The sequence below is a fragment of the Phascolarctobacterium faecium genome, from assembly GCF_003945365.1.
Lineage (GTDB): Bacteria > Bacillota > Negativicutes > Acidaminococcales > Acidaminococcaceae > Phascolarctobacterium > Phascolarctobacterium faecium.
Genome location: NZ_AP019004.1, coordinates 897,205 through 913,794, shown reverse-complemented (window position 1 = coordinate 913,794; position 16,590 = coordinate 897,205). Strand labels below are relative to the sequence as shown.

The 16,590-nt window shown below is 42.5% G+C and carries 16 protein-coding genes; all 16 read right to left on the bottom strand.

The features are described 5' to 3' along the window. Positions 1-12 precede the first annotated feature (12 nt). Positions 13-951, bottom strand: a complete 939-nt coding sequence (gene meaB, locus PFJ30894_RS04425; RefSeq protein ID WP_021718264.1) for a methylmalonyl Co-A mutase-associated GTPase MeaB — start codon at positions 949-951, stop codon at positions 13-15. 87 nt (positions 952-1,038) lie between these two features. Then, a complete protein-coding gene (locus tag PFJ30894_RS04420) occupies positions 1,039-1,428 on the bottom strand; it encodes a cobalamin B12-binding domain-containing protein (RefSeq protein ID WP_021718263.1) in 390 nt (129 codons plus the stop codon). A 34-nt stretch (positions 1,429-1,462) separates the two neighbouring features. Further along, positions 1,463-3,109 carry an acyl-CoA mutase large subunit family protein gene (locus PFJ30894_RS04415; protein ID WP_021718262.1) on the bottom strand — a complete coding sequence of 549 codons (1,647 nt, stop codon included), beginning with the start codon at positions 3,107-3,109 and terminating at the stop codon, positions 1,463-1,465. Between the two features lie 218 nt (positions 3,110-3,327). Next, positions 3,328-4,848 carry an acetyl-CoA hydrolase/transferase family protein gene (locus PFJ30894_RS04410; RefSeq protein ID WP_021718261.1) on the bottom strand — a complete coding sequence of 507 codons (1,521 nt, stop codon included), beginning with the start codon at positions 4,846-4,848 and terminating at the stop codon, positions 3,328-3,330. Positions 4,849-5,459: 611 nt separating this feature from the next. Continuing rightward, positions 5,460-7,184, bottom strand: coding sequence for an NADH-dependent [FeFe] hydrogenase, group A6 (locus tag PFJ30894_RS04405; RefSeq protein ID WP_125669136.1), 1,725 nt, complete (start codon positions 7,182-7,184; stop codon positions 5,460-5,462). 17 nt (positions 7,185-7,201) lie between these two features. After that, on the bottom strand, positions 7,202-8,992 hold the full coding sequence (gene nuoF / locus PFJ30894_RS04400; RefSeq protein ID WP_046430641.1) for an NADH-quinone oxidoreductase subunit NuoF: 1,791 nt from the start codon (positions 8,990-8,992) through the stop codon (positions 7,202-7,204). 26 nt (positions 8,993-9,018) lie between these two features. After that, on the bottom strand, positions 9,019-9,387 hold the full coding sequence (locus PFJ30894_RS04395; RefSeq protein ID WP_021718258.1) for a (2Fe-2S) ferredoxin domain-containing protein: 369 nt from the start codon (positions 9,385-9,387) through the stop codon (positions 9,019-9,021). A gap of 1 nt (position 9,388) precedes the next feature. After that, positions 9,389-9,943 carry an ATP-binding protein gene (locus tag PFJ30894_RS04390; RefSeq protein WP_021718257.1) on the bottom strand — a complete coding sequence of 185 codons (555 nt, stop codon included), beginning with the start codon at positions 9,941-9,943 and terminating at the stop codon, positions 9,389-9,391. A 5-nt stretch (positions 9,944-9,948) separates the two neighbouring features. Next, positions 9,949-10,446, bottom strand: a complete 498-nt coding sequence (gene nuoE, locus PFJ30894_RS04385) for an NADH-quinone oxidoreductase subunit NuoE (RefSeq protein ID WP_021718256.1) — start codon at positions 10,444-10,446, stop codon at positions 9,949-9,951. 124 nt (positions 10,447-10,570) lie between these two features. Then, on the bottom strand, positions 10,571-11,341 hold the full coding sequence (locus tag PFJ30894_RS04380) for a PHP domain-containing protein (RefSeq protein WP_021718255.1): 771 nt from the start codon (positions 11,339-11,341) through the stop codon (positions 10,571-10,573). Beyond that, a complete protein-coding gene (locus PFJ30894_RS04375) occupies positions 11,338-11,682 on the bottom strand; it encodes a hypothetical protein (protein WP_021718254.1) in 345 nt (114 codons plus the stop codon). The genes PFJ30894_RS04380 and PFJ30894_RS04375 overlap by 4 nt, the downstream gene beginning before the upstream one ends. Beyond that, positions 11,669-13,048: a [Fe-Fe] hydrogenase large subunit C-terminal domain-containing protein gene (locus PFJ30894_RS04370; protein WP_125669135.1), complete on the bottom strand. Its 1,380-nt coding sequence runs from the start codon at positions 13,046-13,048 to the stop codon at positions 11,669-11,671. Before PFJ30894_RS04370 ends, PFJ30894_RS04375 begins: the two co-directional genes overlap by 14 nt. 13 nt (positions 13,049-13,061) lie before the next feature. Then, entirely contained in the window at positions 13,062-13,505 is a 444-nt protein-coding gene (locus PFJ30894_RS04365) for an ATP-binding protein (RefSeq protein WP_021718252.1), read from the bottom strand. Beyond that, positions 13,502-13,864 carry a DRTGG domain-containing protein gene (locus PFJ30894_RS04360; protein WP_021718251.1) on the bottom strand — a complete coding sequence of 121 codons (363 nt, stop codon included), beginning with the start codon at positions 13,862-13,864 and terminating at the stop codon, positions 13,502-13,504. The genes PFJ30894_RS04365 and PFJ30894_RS04360 overlap by 4 nt, the downstream gene beginning before the upstream one ends. 91 nt (positions 13,865-13,955) lie before the next feature. Then, positions 13,956-15,242, bottom strand: coding sequence for an O-antigen ligase family protein (locus PFJ30894_RS04355; protein WP_113077728.1), 1,287 nt, complete (start codon positions 15,240-15,242; stop codon positions 13,956-13,958). Beyond that, positions 15,242-16,546, bottom strand: coding sequence for a bifunctional folylpolyglutamate synthase/dihydrofolate synthase (locus PFJ30894_RS04350; protein WP_125669134.1), 1,305 nt, complete (start codon positions 16,544-16,546; stop codon positions 15,242-15,244). Before PFJ30894_RS04350 ends, PFJ30894_RS04355 begins: the two co-directional genes overlap by 1 nt. Between the last annotated feature and the right edge of the window lie 44 nt (positions 16,547-16,590).

Sequence of the window (16,590 nt, the reverse complement as noted above, 5' to 3'; positions counted from 1 at the left end):
ATTTTGGTTGTTTTATCTTAAAACTTTACCAACAATGTCAGCGACAACAGAATACGGCTCAATTTCACGAATTTGAAGTTTTTCAACTAAAATATCAAATTCGGAAGTAGCTACAACATTCTTGTCGATATAACGGTTGACCCTGTCATTAAGCATAGCAGTAACTTCGTTTTTAATACGAGCTTTGCGTATTTTGCTCAATTGATCAGATTCAATCAAATATGCTTTGTGCTCTTCAATAGAGTCAACAACAGCTTCTATACCTTCACCCTTGCTGGCAATGGTCCGATTGATCGGAGGACGCCAGCCAACATGTTCGGGATTTAATTCCAACATCATTTCAATCTCAATGTTCAGCTTGTCCGTACCTTCACGGTCAGCTTTATTGATCGTGAAAAGGTCACCGATCTCAAGTATACCTGCTTTAATAGCCTGAATGTCATCGCCCATACCAGGAATAACAACAACCATTGTAGTATCAGCAGTTTTAACAATATCTACTTCAGATTGACCAACGCCAACAGTTTCAACAATAATAACATCAAAACCATATGCATCCATCAATTTAACAGCATCGCCCGCTTTTTGGGATAATCCACCCAAACTACCGCGAGTAGCCATGGAACGAACAAAAATGCCTTCATCGGCAGTAAGGTCCAACATTCTGATACGGTCGCCTAAAATTGCACCGCCGGAGAAAGGACTTGTAGGATCAATTGCGATAATACCAACTGTTTTACCGCGTTTACGATATTCTTTAGCAAGCTTGTCGGTCAAAGTACTTTTGCCAGCGCCCGGAGGTCCGGTTATTCCGATGACATAAGCATTACCGGTGTGGGGATAAATGGCTGTCATTATTTCAACAGCGTTATCATACTCGTTCTCTACGGCAGTAATAGCTTTCGCTAATGCTAAACGAGAATGGTTTAATACGCCTTCAACAATATTCAATGATCACACCGCCTTGTTGAGGTCCAATAAAAATTGTATTATGCAAGCCGGGACAAGCCCGGCCTGCAAAATTTTTGAGAACCTTAATTATTTTACGTTAGCGTTGATGAATTCAACAATGTTGCCAGTCGGAGTGCCAGGAGTGAATACTTCGGCAATGCCAGCAGCTTTCAAACCAGGAATGTCAGCGTCAGGAATAACGCCGCCGCCGATAACCAGAACATCAGTCAAACCTTTTTCTTTCAGCAGTTCAACTACTTTCGGGAAAAGGGTGTTGTGTGCGCCGGAAAGCAGGCTCAAAGCAACAACTTTAACGTCGTCTTGCAGAGCAGCTTCAGCGATTTGTTCCGGAGTCAGACGAATACCGGTGTAAATAACTTCAAAACCAGCGTCGCGCAATGCACGAGCTACAACTTTAGCACCGCGGTCATGGCCGTCCAGACCCGGTTTTGCTACTAAAACTCTAATATTAGACATTATTTCTTACCTCCCTATTATTGTTGGCTCTAAATTACAGAGCAGTATGAGATTGATATTCGCCGAATACTTTTCTCATTACGCCGCAGATTTCGCCTTCAGTTGCATAAGCACGTACAGCGTCAAGAATCAAAGGCATCAGGTTAACGGATTCGTCAGCACAGCCTTTTTCCAGAGCAGCTAAAGTTTCTTCAACTTTAGCATTGTCACGACGAGCTTTAAGGGCAGCAATCTTATCAGCTTGCAATTTGCCAACGGAGCCGTCAACACGCAGCAAGTTTTTCGGCGGTTCTTCTTCTTGTTGGAATTTGTTTACGCCAACAATAATACGGTCGCCTTTTTCAATGTCCATTTGCCATTTGTAAGCGGAGTCTTGGATTTCTTTTTGGATATAACCTTTAGCGATAGCTTCAGGAGCGCCGCCAATTTCGTCAATCTTTTTGATATATTCCCAAGCTTCAGCTTCGATTTTGTTAGTCAAAGCTTCAACATAGTAGGAACCACCCAACGGATCAACGGTGTCAGCCAAGCCGGATTCGTAAGCAACGATTTGTTGAGTACGGAGAGCGATGGTTACAGACTCAGTGGTCGGCAATGCCAAAGCTTCGTCTTTGGAGTTAGTGTGCAAAGATTGAGTACCACCCATTACAGCAGCAGCAGTTTGCAGAGCAACACGAACGATGTTGTTGTTCGGTTGTTGTGCAGTCAGCATGGAACCTGCAGTTTGAGTATGTACGCGGAGCATTTGAGATTTCGGTTTTTGAGCGCCGAATCTTTCTTTCATAACTTTAGCCCATACACGACGGGAAGCGCGGAATTTAGCAACTTCTTCGAGTACGTTGTTATGAGCGTTCCAGAAGAAGGACAGACGACCAGCAAAATCGTCAACGTTCATACCAGCTTTGATAGCTGCTTCAACATAAGCGATACCGTCAGCGATGGTGAAAGCGATTTCTTGAGAAGCGGTGGAACCAGCTTCACGGATATGATAACCGGAAATGGAGATGGTATTCCACAGCGGTACGTTTTTGGAGCAATATTCGAAAATATTGGTGATCAAACGCATGGAGGGTTTCGGCGGGAAAATGTAAGTTCCGCGAGCAGCATACTCTTTCAAAATATCATTTTGAATAGTACCGCGCAGTTTGTCAGCGGAAACGCCTTGTTTCTCAGCAACTGCGATGTACATGCAAAGAAGTACGGATGCAGGAGCGTTGATGGTCATGGAAGTGGAAACTTGATCCAAAGAAATTTGGTCAAATAAGATTTCCATATCAGCCAAGGAGTCGATAGCTACGCCAACTTTACCAACTTCGCCTTCAGCCATCGGATCGGTAGAATCATAACCGATTTGGGTCGGAAGGTCGAATGCGCAGGACAAGCCGCTGCCACCGTTAGCCAAGAGGTAACGATAACGTTTGTTGGATTCTTCCGCAGTGGAGAAACCAGCATACATACGCATGGTCCAGAAACGGCCACGATACATAGTAGGTTGTACACCACGAGTGTAAGGATATTCACCAGGGAAGCCAAGATCCTTCTCATAGTCGAAGCCTTCGATGTCGAGAGGGGTGTAGAGCCTGTTGGGCTCAAGGTTTGCACGTTCGGGATTTTTAGCAAGTTTAGCTTCTACGCCAGCCATGTACTTGTCAAATCCAGCTTTCAGAGTTTCATTTGCCATTCTCAAATCCTCCTTAAGAATATTGTTTTTGCACAATCCGGTTTGGACTGACCGAATTATGGTGAGAGTGTCCGTCATAGACGGTGTATATGGCAAAGCCCGAAGGCCTCGTCAACAGAATTTATTTACAGATAAGCTGTAAAGTTTGCCGGCAGAACTAACTATCTGCCGGCAAAATATTTCAGACAACAATCTCAGTCAATCGTCTTGACTAAGAATTATTTTTCCATGGTGCCGGTTTTTACGAAACGATCATGGAAGGAGAAAGCTTCATCCATAATATGCGGAGTTTGGCTATTGCCACAAGCTTCGCAAGCTCTCTTGAAGTAATCAAGAAGCAGCGGTTGATATTTCGGATTAGCAACTTTATCAATGATAACCAAAGCACGTTCTTTTGGAGACAAACCACGAAGGTCAGCTACGCCGCGTTCGGAAACGATAACATCAACGTCATGTTCAGTATGGTCAACATGAGAGCAGAAAGGAACTACAGAGCTGATAGCTCCGCCTTTTGCAAGAGATGTAGTGAAGAATACGGTCAGATAACCATTACGAGCATAGTCGCCGGAACCGCCGATACCATTCATAATCTTAGTACCGCAAATATGAGTGGAGTTAACATTACCATAGATGTCAACCTCAATAGCAGTGTTCATTGCAATGACACCGATACGACGAGCAACTTCCGGGCTGTTTGCAACTTCTTGCGGACGCAGAATGATATATTTTTTATATTTTTCTACATTGTCATAGAATTTTTTGAGGCAATCAGGGGATGGGCTCAAAGCGGTACCAGAGCAAACGCGGAGTTTGCCAGCATCGATCAAGTCGAACATACCGTCTTGAATAACTTCGGTATATACAGTCAAATCTTCAAAATCAGAGTTAACCAAACCGTTGATAACTGCGTTAGCAACAGAACCTACACCAGACTGCAGCGGCAACAGATTAGCGGGCAAACGACCTGCAGCAACTTCAGATTTAAAGAATTCAACCAAGTTTTTACCCATTTTTTGAGCATCTTCGTCGATTTCGCCCAACGGACGAACTTTATCAGTAATATCGCAGGGAACTACTGCAACGAGTCTGTCCAAATCGCAAGGAATATAAGGAGTGCCGATTACATCTTCCGGTTTTTCAACAGGAATAGCTTTACGATTCGGAGGATCCAAAGGCACATAGGAGTCATGCATGCCTTCCAATTCTACTGGTTGAGAAGTATTTACTTCAACAATAACTTTTTCAGCACATTGAACATAAGAAGAAGAATTGCCCATGGAAGTTGTAGGAATCAAACCAACCTGGCCATTGCCAAGGTCAATGATTTTGCAGGCTTCGACGATAGCGACGTCTACACATCTGCGGTTTTCCATGAAACCATAGCGAGTCATTTGAGCAACATGGCTCAAATGCAGGTCAGTATATTTTACAGAACCGTTGTTGATAGCTTTACGCAGATCATTGTTAGTTTGGTAAGGCATACGACGAGCAACGATACCAGCTTGAGTCATTGCGGTATCCATTTCAGGACCTACAGAAGCACCGGTCCAAACGTTGATTTGGAAAGGAGTTTTTTTGCCTTTTTCTGCCAGAGCAAGAGGCACAGCTTTAGGATAACCAGACGGAGTAAAACCACTGGTACCTACGTTGTCGCCATCCTTTACAAATTCTGCAGCTGCTTCGGCGCTCATAATTTTGCCGGCTACTGCTTCGCATACGCGATCTTTAATGTCGATCATGTTTACCTTCCTCCTTGTAAATAAAACAAATTGTGGCTAATGCCAGCGAAGTCTATTAACTTCACTAGTAAAAATACACTTAGTCGGCTAAATACCAACTATAAAAGCATAAAGTATTATTTGCCGAATAAGATTTTACCCATAAAAAAGGAGCACTTAGAAGTTTTGATTTACTAAAACAAAACATAGCCAAGTGCCAGCTTACTTCTATCCAAAGTGGCTACGCTCTGAATCGCAAACTGTCAGCAGGTAAAGCTTTCAGTTGAACTTCTTCGTTCTTCTGTCTACCAACCGCTAAAACATATCCAAGATATTTAGTTCTGCTTAATTTACTTCGACATTCCAACAAAAAATCCTTCAAAAAAAAACTTTAATTGTGATTTCTTTTTGAACTTTTTGTGTCCAGCTCTATTATAACACATAAAGAAGCAGTAAATTTTAGGCAAAATCACTACTTTTTTTAGTTTTTAAACATTTTTTCTTTAAAACGCTATACTACATATGATATCAGTAAAACTGTAACATGGCAAGCATTTTCTTTACAATTTACAAAGAAACACCCCTTGAGCAAAACTACTCAAGAGGTGTTTTGTGGTATCAAATTAGTACTTTCAACGTATCTGTTGATGATAGTGCGTATGCAGTAGACTATGAGCTTTTTCTCCGAGAGGTTTACCTAACCAAGTATCATAAAGCTCTTTAATTTCCGGATTTTCATGTGATTTTCGTAACTCATTGGCACTATCACAATCAAACAACCCTTCTCTACGGGCTCTTCTAATTTCTGCATTAACGGGAATCGGTTGACCGCCGCCGCCAATACAGCCACCAGGGCAAGCCATAACTTCAATAAACTGATAATCTGCCTCACCGGCTCTGATACGCTCTAATATCTTGCGTGCAGAAGCAAGAGTATGAACAACTGCTATTTTTACAGTATTTCCTGCAATAGTCAGTTCCGCCTCGCGGGTCTGTTCCATCCCCCGCACATCATTGTAATCAACAGTCTGCAAATTTTCACCTGTTAAAACATCAGCTACAGTACGCAGAGCAGCTTCCATTACGCCACCGGTAGTACCAAAAATAACAGCAGCACCTGTACCTGTACCCAGCGGAGAATCATAGCTGTCTTCAGGCAAATGTTTAAAATCCAGTCCTGCTTCCCGTATCATACGGCCAAGTTCTCTGGTAGTAATAACAACATCTACATCACGATATCCGGAAGCATTCATCTCCGGACGTGCTGCTTCCGCCTTCTTAGCAGTACACGGCATCACCGAAACGCTGACTATTTTTGCCGGATCAATACCAGCTTTTTCAGCATAATAGGTTTTAGCAATAGCGCCAAACATTTGCTGGGGTGATTTCGCAGAAGAAAGATGTGGTAACAAATCAGGATATTTAAGCTCTATCATATTTACCCAGCCAGGACTGCAGGAGGTTATCATCGGCAATACACCTCCGTTAGTCAAACGATGGAGGAACTCATGCCCTTCTTCCATAATCGTCAAATCAGCCGAAAAATTAGTATCGAATATCTTATCGAACCCTAGATTGCGCAATGCTGCAACCATTTTCCCTGTAACGATAGAACCTGGTTCCATACCCAATTCTTCACCCAAAGCCACGCGTACTGCCGGAGCTGTTTGAACTATAACAATCTTATCAGGATCATTGATAGCCGACCATACTTTTTCCGTATCATCTTTTTCCACTATAGCTCCAGTAGGACAAACACTCGCACATTGTCCACAGTAAGAACATTCTACTTTTCCAAGATCCTGTTCAAAAGCAGTAGAAACAATTGTGTCAAAGCCGCGCTCAGCAAAGCTGTAGACGCTCATTCCCTGCACATCACGACAAACACGTATACAACGTCCGCACAAAATACATTTTTCCTGATCGCGCACTAAGCAGGGGTTACTGGCGTCAATAGTATGTGCTTTACGGGCTCCGCCTTCGAATCTGATCTTGCGTAATCCCAAATCAGCAGCTATATTCTGCAGTTCACAGTCACCGCTTTTTTGGCACGCAAGGCAGTCCTTGGGATGATTGGCCAACAGCAATTCTACGACCATTCGTCTTGCTGCGCGGACTTTATCCGTATTCGTTTTCACTACCATACCTTCTGCAACAGGATAAACACAGGAGGCTACAAGCGTACGCGCTCCGGTAGCTTCTACGACACACAATCTGCAGGCCCCTTCCGGAGCAAGTTCAGAATGATAGCACAACGTAGGAATATGAATGCCGGCAGAACGCGCGGCTTCAAGAATAGTAGCATTTTTAGGGGCCTGTACAGTCTGCCCATTGATCGTTAAGGTAATCATTTCCATATCTATATAATCCTCCCTTAACCCTTAGTAATGGCCTTAAACGGACAAGCCGCCATGCAGGCACCGCATTTTATACATTTAGTTACATCGATAACATGTTTCTTTTTCACTTCTCCGGAAATGGCATTAACCGGGCACTGGCGTGCACATAACCCACAGCCTTTGCATGCATCAGTAATTTCATAATTGGCAAGCTTTTCACAGGCACCGGCAGGACAGCGTTTTTCTTTGATATGAGCTTCATATTCATGACGGAAATATTTTAAAGTACTCAATACAGGATTAGGAGCAGTTTGTCCCAATCCACATAAAGCAGTCTCTTTAATATTTCTGGCCAGTTCTTCTAACAGCTCTATATCGCCTTCTCTCCCCTGCCCTTCAGTAATACGTGTCAGGACTTCCAGCATACGCTTAGTCCCCTCACGACAGGGAGTACATTTGCCACAGGATTCAGATTGAGTAAAATTCAGGAAAAATTTTGCAACATCTACCATGCAGGTATCTTCATCCATAACTACCAATCCGCCAGAACCCATCATAGCACCTGCCGCTGTTAACGAATCATAATCTATAGACAGATCAAGCATTGATTCAGGCAGGCAGCCACCAGATGGACCGCCTATTTGAACTGCTTTAAATTTCTTACCTCCGTTAATACCACCGCCGATATCATAAATAATTTCGCGCATAGTAATACCCATAGGAACTTCGGCCAGACCTGTGTTATTTATTTTACCAGTCAGCGCAAATACTTTAGTTCCTTTTGACTTTTCAGTACCAAAACCAGCATACCAGTCAGCGCCATTAGTAATAATTGCAGCTACATTACCAAAAGTTTCAACATTATTGATATTGGTCGGCTTTCCCCAAAGTCCGGCAACTGCTGGAAATGGCGGTCTTGGCCGCGGCATACCGCGTTTCCCTTCTATTGATGCCATCAATGCAGTTTCCTCACCGCAAACGAACGCACCGGCGCCTTCCTTGATATGCAGTTTGAAGCTGAACCCGGAACCAAAAATATTTTCACCTAACAACCCCATAGCTTCAGCCTGTTCAATAGCTATGCGCAGACGTTTAATGGCCAGCGGATATTCCGCACGTACATAAATATAGCCTTCATCTGCACCTATAGCATAACCACAGACAGCCATACCTTCTAATATCTTATGCGGATCGCCTTCTAAGACGCTCCTGTCCATAAATGCACCAGGATCACCTTCATCTGCATTACAGATAACATATTTTTTATCACTTACAGACGCTTTAGCAAACTGCCATTTCATTCCTGTAGGAAATCCGCCGCCGCCACGTCCACGCAGACCTGATTTTTTGATTTCTTCAATAACATCTTCAGGACTCATGGTAGTTACAGCTTTAGCTAAAGCTTCATAACCGCCGACAGCAATATATTCTTCAATTTGTTCAGGATTGATAGCGCCGCAATTTTCTAAAACTAACCGATGCTGTTTCTTATAAAAATTTATTTCCGAATAATTAGGTATACTTTCATGAGTAAGCGGTTCATGATAAAGCAACCGTTCAACAATACGGCCCTTAAATAAATGGCTTTCAACTATTTCTTCTACATCCTCAGCTTTTACCTGGCAATAAAAAGTACCTTCAGGATACACTATAACAAGCGGACCATGTTCACAGAAACCATGGCAGCCTGTTTCTACTACCATAACCTCGTCGCTCAGGCCTTTAGCTTCAATAGCCCGACTAAAAGCAAGCTGTACTTCCTTTGAACCGGCAGATTTACATCCTGTTCCTCCGCAAATCAGGACGTGTGCTCTAATGTGCTGCATATGATTTCCCTCCAAATTTTATCAAATCAGTCTTGCATAATTTTGCCTACAACCATTTCTTCAACAATACGGCCATTGACAACATGCTCTGCAATGATCTTTTTCACGTCCTCAGGTTTTACTTTACCATAAGTAATACGAGGTTCTCCAGGACGGACAATATCTACCAGGACTTCTTTCTCACACATACCGATACAGCCCGTCTGCTGTACCTGAACATCATTAAGTTTACGCACTGCAAGCTCATTCAAAACGGCAGACATCACTTCGCGCGCGCCTGCAGCAATACCACATGTACCCATACCTATGATTATTTTAGTGCCGTCATTCTGACGAACTTTCATGTCTGCCTTTAATTTTTCACGTAGGGCCTTCAAATCTTCCAACGTTTTCATTTTATACCTCCTGCTCACACCTCAACTGCGATATTTCCTGCTTTAAATATTCTTCAAACCATGTATAAACTTCAGGTCTGGTAAAGTCTGCTTCATCACCAAGGAGAGATCTGATAACCCTCGTATCAATATCAAATCCCGATGTACCTATCTTATAGATAAACTTCAGTTCCAGATACGGCGTGCCTACCAGCAGCACTTTAATACTTGATACAATATCACCCAAAGGCGGGCGATCAATATTATCCTTTGCAAAAGCAGCTTCTACGACAGTACCTTTACCCTTACGAGATTGTATTAACAAATGTCCTCCGCATTGTTTAGTGACCATGTCCATAAAAGGTATTCCCATACCTACTTTACGTGTAGTCCGCGTAGTCACAAAGGGATCGCGAATTTTCTGCACCATTTCCTCACTCATACCATGTCCATCATCACTGATACGAAAAACAAAAAATCCATTTTCATTCTCATTTATTTCTATTATTACATTATGAGCTCCTGCCTCTATGGAATTCTGCGCTAAATCAAGGATATGCAAAGACAATTCACGCATGATTGTTATTGATATTTAGCTAAAATAGCCGACAGTTTGTCCGGAGTCAAACGACCATGAGTATCTTCATTAACCTGCATAACCGGTGCTAAACCACAAGCGCCGATACAAGCAACAGTCTCAAGGGTAAAACGCAGATCTTCCGTAGTATGTCCGGCCTTAATTCCAAGCTCTTTTTCGATAGTCTGCAAAATTACTTTACCACCACGTACATGGCAGGCAGTTCCCTGACAAACGCGGATAATATTACGCCCGCGCGGATTAAGGTGAAACTGGGAATAAAAAGTAACAACACCATAAATTTGAGCAATGGGTGTTCCTGTACTGGCAGCAATGTACTCTAAAGCATCTTTGGGCAAATAATTGTACAGAGCCTGTACTTCCTGCAAAATCGGGATCAAAGATCCTTTTTTACCCTGATATCTAGCCAGAATAGCATCAATCTGCACCTTTTCAGGATTTTCTCCGCCGCAGCAACTGCATCTTTTGTCAACCATATTCATAGTACACTCTCCATTTCCCTAAACTTTAATGTACGAATACTACTATAGCAAAAAAAACGTATATAATCAACACTATTTATGATTTTCAAGCATGAATAGTGTATACTTTATACTTTTAGTGTAACTAATATTCAAGATCATTAATAAAATAACCCGGAAACCAACTACGCCCGTCTTTTCCTGCAAGTGCAAGTTTTAATTCTGAAATAGTCGCTTCTTCAATGGTAATTTTATTCTTGGGGCCTTCCAAAAATTCAAGCATTCTGTGAGCATCAGAATTAGTGACATAAGGTAAATTCCCAGATAATCTTTTCAATTTCAGCTGCTCCAACTCTGCTAAACTGTTACGGCTTATCTCTACTCCTTGCAAGCCCATATCATTAGGAATAAATCCCAGCTGTACAAGCAAACTATATGCCGGTCTATCTATATGGGCAGCTAAACACAGCCCGCCAATTTCGTTTACTTTTCGTACAACCTCCTGCGCAGATAGCTGCAATGGTCCTAAAAGCATTCTTTCCTCTTCTGCAACAAAATTATCATCATCATCAACGACAAATTGCGCTCCAAACCGTTCAGGAATGTTTTTGAGGCCACGCATTGAAAAATCGACTATTTTCTGCCACCGCCGCAGCTGTTTCAAATTGTCAAACAAAACCACTATATGCGCTTCTTCCCTGCATTCAACTTCCATTCCCGGGAACACCTTAATACCATAACGTTCACCAGCCTGAATCGCCGCCACAGCATTAGCCGAAGCATTATGGTCAGTAACCGCCAACAGCTGTATACCATATTCAGCAGCCTGCATCACTATATGATGCGGCGTCATTTCGATTTCAGCACACGGGGAAAGCAAGGTATGGACATGAAAATCTCCGATAACGGTTTTCATTTTACATTCCTGATACCAAGTTCATAAAGCTTTCCAATGACATCATAAGCAGGTAAAGATGTAGCCAATATCAAAACGTCGTTCTGTTCTGCTTTTTTCAGGGTATCCTCTTCTATAGGCGCATCGCCTGCCACAATAACTGCCGACAGACCAATCAAAGAAGCTACTGCCGCTATATTCTGATGCCCCTGCATTGTCACCCAAATCATACCGGGAGCCGCCTGCCCCATAACATTACTCAGAAGATCAGAGGCATAGCCACCAATAACATCCACATCCACAGGAACCTCATGTGTCATCAGCTTTAACCCTAAAGTTTCAATAACTTCACGTACTTGCATCGCTTTCACCATCCTCCCGCAGTTCTTCTTCCGGCTCGCTGGCTATAGGTATCTGCTTTGCCAGTTCAAGCATACCATGTGCCAGGCGTTTTACACTGCTCCTTAATTTAAAAATACAGTCAATTTCATTGGCTTTCCCCTGAACGATGTCTTCCGCCAGGCATTGACAGCTTGGTGCTCCGCATGCTCCACAATCAAGCCCCGGCAAAGATCTGAGGACCTCCTCCATCTTTTCAAACTTTTTCATAGCCTCTAAAATATCGTCATCTAATTGCATCATCGGCCGCGGGATTAATTTTTTTACATAGGAAGCCGATTTGGGAAAATCCTCACATATCATACTCTGGGCCATGGTAGCCAGACGATCATCAGGTTCATTCTGCCTCATAATACTCAGCCTTAGCTTCAAATTTTTCTCAGCAACAAATTTATTCTCAGCAGTCAGCGGCCCGCCAATACAGCCGCCACTGCAGGCAGAACACTCTACATAATCGACATCGCGCATCTTATTCAGGGAAATTTGCTCCAGCACGTCGTACACGTCATTAATACCGTGTACAGCCAGACCGTTTTCAATTCCTGCAGCTTCCAGTTCCCCACCATAACTGCCCCAACTCATACCATAAGAAGATCCAGCAGTCACCTTTTTATCCGGCTGAATCTCTCCGCCCATGATTTTTAATATTTTTCCATAAATCTCTGCAATACTTAAACTGCCGTTGATTTGTGTATGCCGGACATCAACGGACTGCCTGATATTAGCATTTTTAGAAGGGCAAGGTGCAATAAACCAGACACCTATTTCTTCAGACTTTAAGCCGGTACGCTGCATAACTTCATTTTTTACATAAATAGCCGCAGCTTCTGTTGGAGGAAGTACAGGCACTACCTGTTTGATGAGTTCCGGAAATTTGACCTGAATCAGCCTTAAAACCGCCGGACAAGTGCAGGAAATCAAAGGTTTTCTGCCACCGTTATAATTTTTCAGGTAAGCAGCTATTTCCAAAGAAATATATTCAGAAGCTACTGCTACATCAAAAATTTCATCAAATCCCAGTCTATGTAACCCTTCCCAAATAGCCGCCGCACTTGTTTCAGGCGGAAACTGCGCATATAAAGAAGGAGGAGGCAAAGCGATATTATATTTAAATTGTTCAGTTTCTTCCAGTTTATCCGTTTCCGCCACGATAGCATGATAGCCACAACGCCGTAAACACTCGCCGCAGTCAATACAACGTGCTTCTATAAGTTCTGCTTTACCATTGCGGACACGAATGGCCTCGGTCGGACAAGCTTTAACGCACGTTACACAGCCTTGACACTGAGACCGTAAAAGGCGTATGGAATGAAAATATCCTCCAGCCATCGTATCACCCCTCTTATAAGTCTTCACTGATATGTTTGAATTTCATCTTTATATTAGTACCTGAGCCAACTGTCGATTGGATATCAAAATCATCTGAACACTTCATCATATTCGGCAGACCCATACCGGCGCCAAACCCCATTTGTCTTACATGATCCGGTGCTGTAGACCAGCCTTCCTGCATTGCCAGTTTAATGTCAGGGATTCCCGGTCCCTGATCAGCAATATATACAACCGTCTCTTCAGGAAAAATTTCAGCATCAACCTGACCACCGCCGGCATGAATGATTACATTCATCTCAGCTTCATATGTTCCAATAGCAATACGTCTGATTATATCTGCCGGAACGCCAATTTTCTGCAGCAACCGCTTTAATCCGGCAGAAGCTTCACCAGCCCTGTCAAAATCGTCACCGGCAACATCATAATGCATTTTTACTGATTTAGAATCACTCATTGCTCTTCCGCCTTTCTGGAACAGCCTCTCAAGCCATTACTATAAAGAATCCCGCAGGCTTCAAACAATGTATATTCTGTCGACATAATCGGGAGTTTGTTTTGGGCAGCTTCTTTCAGCATATCTTCTCCGGGCAGTTTCCCTCTTACCAAAATCACACCGCATAAATCAGTCATATCCGCTGTTCTTATAACCTGCATATTAGCCAACCCTGTGCAAAGCAGAGTTTTACATTTTGTAAAGGCTAAGACATCGCTCATAAGGTCAGACCCGCAACAGGTTTCAACCTGCCGACCAAGATATTCTTCACCTACGCATATTTTAGCGTCTAAAAGTTTTCGCACGTCATTTAAATTCATTCCGCTCCCCCTACGATTCCATATTTCCCTGAATTTATTGTAACTTGCCAAGTTTTTCCTGTAAAGCTAAATCTAAATCTTCCTCTTATGGTTATGCTTTTGTTAATTTTCTGTTAAATTCTGAACAGACCATTATTAAAATTGCAAAAAGCCAAAACAAAAGTCCCATTTGCATATTAAAATAAACATGGTCAGTCAAACCGCCCACTAAAATACCTGCAGACGCCATTAAATAACCTCTGCCAAAACCCTGAAGCCATCTGCTTTTACCAAAACGGGCCAATTCAGCAGCTTTCCAGATAATACAGAACCATAAAAGCAAGAATACTGCCAATCCATGCCAACCCAGTTCTGCCGTAATATTCAGTAATAAATTATGACAATGATACATAATGACGTCAGGATTGTTAAGATAAAAATCATATTCCGGATAAATAAACTGATATCCATACCAGCCAACACCCCACGGATGTTCTTTAATAATAAATAACGTACTTTCCAGATAGGCAAATCTAAGAGCAACAGAAGTATCTTCAGTCCCAAAAATAGAAATTATCCTATGCCATACTGCGCCACGGGCAAACCACATTCCCAAAATACCAATGCCTATGAGAGGCAATAAAGCCCGACGGCAAAAGCATACGCAAAACAACAATAATCCAACAGCTAAAGCAACCCAATTCCCACGTGAATATGTGTAAAGCAAACAAAGCCCGGCTATTAAAATTCCGCTGCCAAGTACCAGCTGCCACATTTTTTCTTTACTTGTACTAAGCAATCCTGTAATCAATGAAATAACCAGTACAAGATATCCGCCCAAAATATTCGGATTGACCAGAGTGGAAATAACACGTGTTTTCAATTCCGGAAAAGCATCATTATCAACCCAGGCCTCAGTAGGTACAACCCCAGTAAAATGCTGTACAATGCCATATACCGAAACAAACAATGACATTCCCAAAAACACACTTATTATTTGCAGAGGCCTGGGCCACTCATGCCACTTGTGCAAATCCAAGTCACTAGCTGCAGATGTTTTTTTATCAACAGCATAATGCAAAATCAGCCAGACCAATAGCGCGTATTGACCGACAACATAAATAAAATTGTAGGTAGACAATACCTCATCAGCTGAATTATGCAGCGACCAATAACCAAGTAATAACAGTAACCATAATAAAATCTGTACAAAACGTGGTAAAACAGGCTTCCTTTTTTCATGGCGCCGCAAAAACGCAACAATAAAGCCACTGAAGCCAGTGACTGCCACCATTGCCGAAGAAACTTCCTGCTGCAGCGGGATAACAGCTATTGTCGCCAACAACAGCCAATATACATATTTTTCTAAATTGGCATATTTTACGGCTGCAGCAGTCATCAATGACACCCAGCTTTCGCTTTCAAAAGCATATTCTTAAAATTCCCTACCAAATAAAGGGAACCGCATACACATATTACACTGTCTGCATCAGCTCCGGTTACAGCGGCTTCATACGCAGATGCCAAACTGTTCATAGCTTCAGCCTGATTTCCAATAAGGCTGCCCAATTCTTCAGCAGATGCTGCTCTGCCACCTTCGTCTGCCTTTACCGTATAAACTGTATCCATAGGTCTGAAAAGCTTCCCTATGACGCTTTTCATATCCTTATCACCCATCATCCCAAAAACAAACGTCCTTTTCTGCTGCGGATAATATTTATCGAGAGCATTTCTTAAAGCATCTGCTCCAGCCGGGTTATGAGCTCCATCCAAAATCACGTCAGGATTTTGAGAAATACGCTCTAGTCTGCCTGGCCAAATAGTGTTAGCAACACCAATATGCAAAGCTAATTCATTGATCCTGTCATCCTGTTTGGAGACAAGTTTAGCAGCAACTACAGCTAAAGATGTATTCGCTATTTGATGTTCGCCAGGCAAATTAATATTGTAGTCAGAACTATAATACTCACCTGCATGCAAAGTAAAAGTCTGCCCCTCCATAGTGCTTTTCACTTCTGTGCCCCAAAAAGCACTGCCATAAATATACAATTTGGACTGCTTGAACATCGCGACAGCTTTAATCGGTCCCAATGCATCATCTCCATCTGCGGCCGTTACTACCGGAACATTTTCCTTAATAATTCCTGCTTTCTGCATCGCAATCCGTTCTACAGTCGCACCGCAGCGATCAGTGTGATCCAAACTGACATTAGTAATAACAGAAACTACCGGAATGATAACATTAGTTGAATCCCAAAGTCCCCCCATGCCAACTTCAATGACTGCATAATCTACATTTTCCAAAGCAAAATACATAAAAGCAGCAGCAGTCAAAACCTCAAACTGTGTCGGCTGCTCACAAATGCCCTTTGCCACCACACTGTCTGCCGCCTTTTTCACAATAGTAATCAGAACTGCAAAACTATAATCATCAATATCCTGCCCGTTGATAACAAGTCTTTCATTATACTTTACCAAATGCGGTGACGTAAATTTACCTGTTTTCAAATCAGCAGCAAGCAAAATATTCGCTATCATACTGCTGACAGAACCTTTGCCATTTGTTCCTGTAACATGAATGGTCTTTATTTTTCTTTCAGGATTCCCTAATTCCCGCAATAATCCTTCAATACGTTCCATTCCCAAACGAATGCCAAATTTCCCCAAACTATCCAGATATGCCAATGTCTCCTGATAATTCATTTTAACCTCCAATTAATTACGACAGTAAAAACACAAAAAGCGGC

Coding starts and splice junctions, on each gene's coding strand:
- PFJ30894_RS04390 (WP_021718257.1), bottom strand. CDS start 9,943: ATGCGTGAATTGTCTTTGCATATCCTTGATTTAGCGCAGAATTCCATA.
- PFJ30894_RS04375 (WP_021718254.1), bottom strand. CDS start 11,682: ATGCAAGTACGTGAAGTTATTGAAACTTTAGGGTTAAAGCTGATGACA.
- PFJ30894_RS04350 (WP_125669134.1), bottom strand. CDS start 16,546: ATGAATTATCAGGAGACATTGGCATATCTGGATAGTTTGGGGAAATTT.
- PFJ30894_RS04410 (WP_021718261.1), bottom strand. CDS start 4,848: ATGATCGACATTAAAGATCGCGTATGCGAAGCAGTAGCCGGCAAAATT.
- PFJ30894_RS04395 (WP_021718258.1), bottom strand. CDS start 9,387: ATGAAAACGTTGGAAGATTTGAAGGCCCTACGTGAAAAATTAAAGGCA.
- PFJ30894_RS04420 (WP_021718263.1), bottom strand. CDS start 1,428: ATGTCTAATATTAGAGTTTTAGTAGCAAAACCGGGTCTGGACGGCCAT.
- PFJ30894_RS04380 (WP_021718255.1), bottom strand. CDS start 11,341: ATGAAAACCGTTATCGGAGATTTTCATGTCCATACCTTGCTTTCCCCG.
- PFJ30894_RS04415 (WP_021718262.1), bottom strand. CDS start 3,109: ATGGCAAATGAAACTCTGAAAGCTGGATTTGACAAGTACATGGCTGGC.
- nuoE (WP_021718256.1), bottom strand. CDS start 10,446: ATGAATATGGTTGACAAAAGATGCAGTTGCTGCGGCGGAGAAAATCCT.
- PFJ30894_RS04355 (WP_113077728.1), bottom strand. CDS start 15,242: ATGACTGCTGCAGCCGTAAAATATGCCAATTTAGAAAAATATGTATAT.
- PFJ30894_RS04405 (WP_125669136.1), bottom strand. CDS start 7,184: ATGGAAATGATTACCTTAACGATCAATGGGCAGACTGTACAGGCCCCT.
- PFJ30894_RS04370 (WP_125669135.1), bottom strand. CDS start 13,048: ATGGCTGGAGGATATTTTCATTCCATACGCCTTTTACGGTCTCAGTGT.
- PFJ30894_RS04360 (WP_021718251.1), bottom strand. CDS start 13,864: ATGAATTTAAATGACGTGCGAAAACTTTTAGACGCTAAAATATGCGTA.
- PFJ30894_RS04365 (WP_021718252.1), bottom strand. CDS start 13,505: ATGAGTGATTCTAAATCAGTAAAAATGCATTATGATGTTGCCGGTGAC.
- nuoF (WP_046430641.1), bottom strand. CDS start 8,992: ATGCAGCACATTAGAGCACACGTCCTGATTTGCGGAGGAACAGGATGT.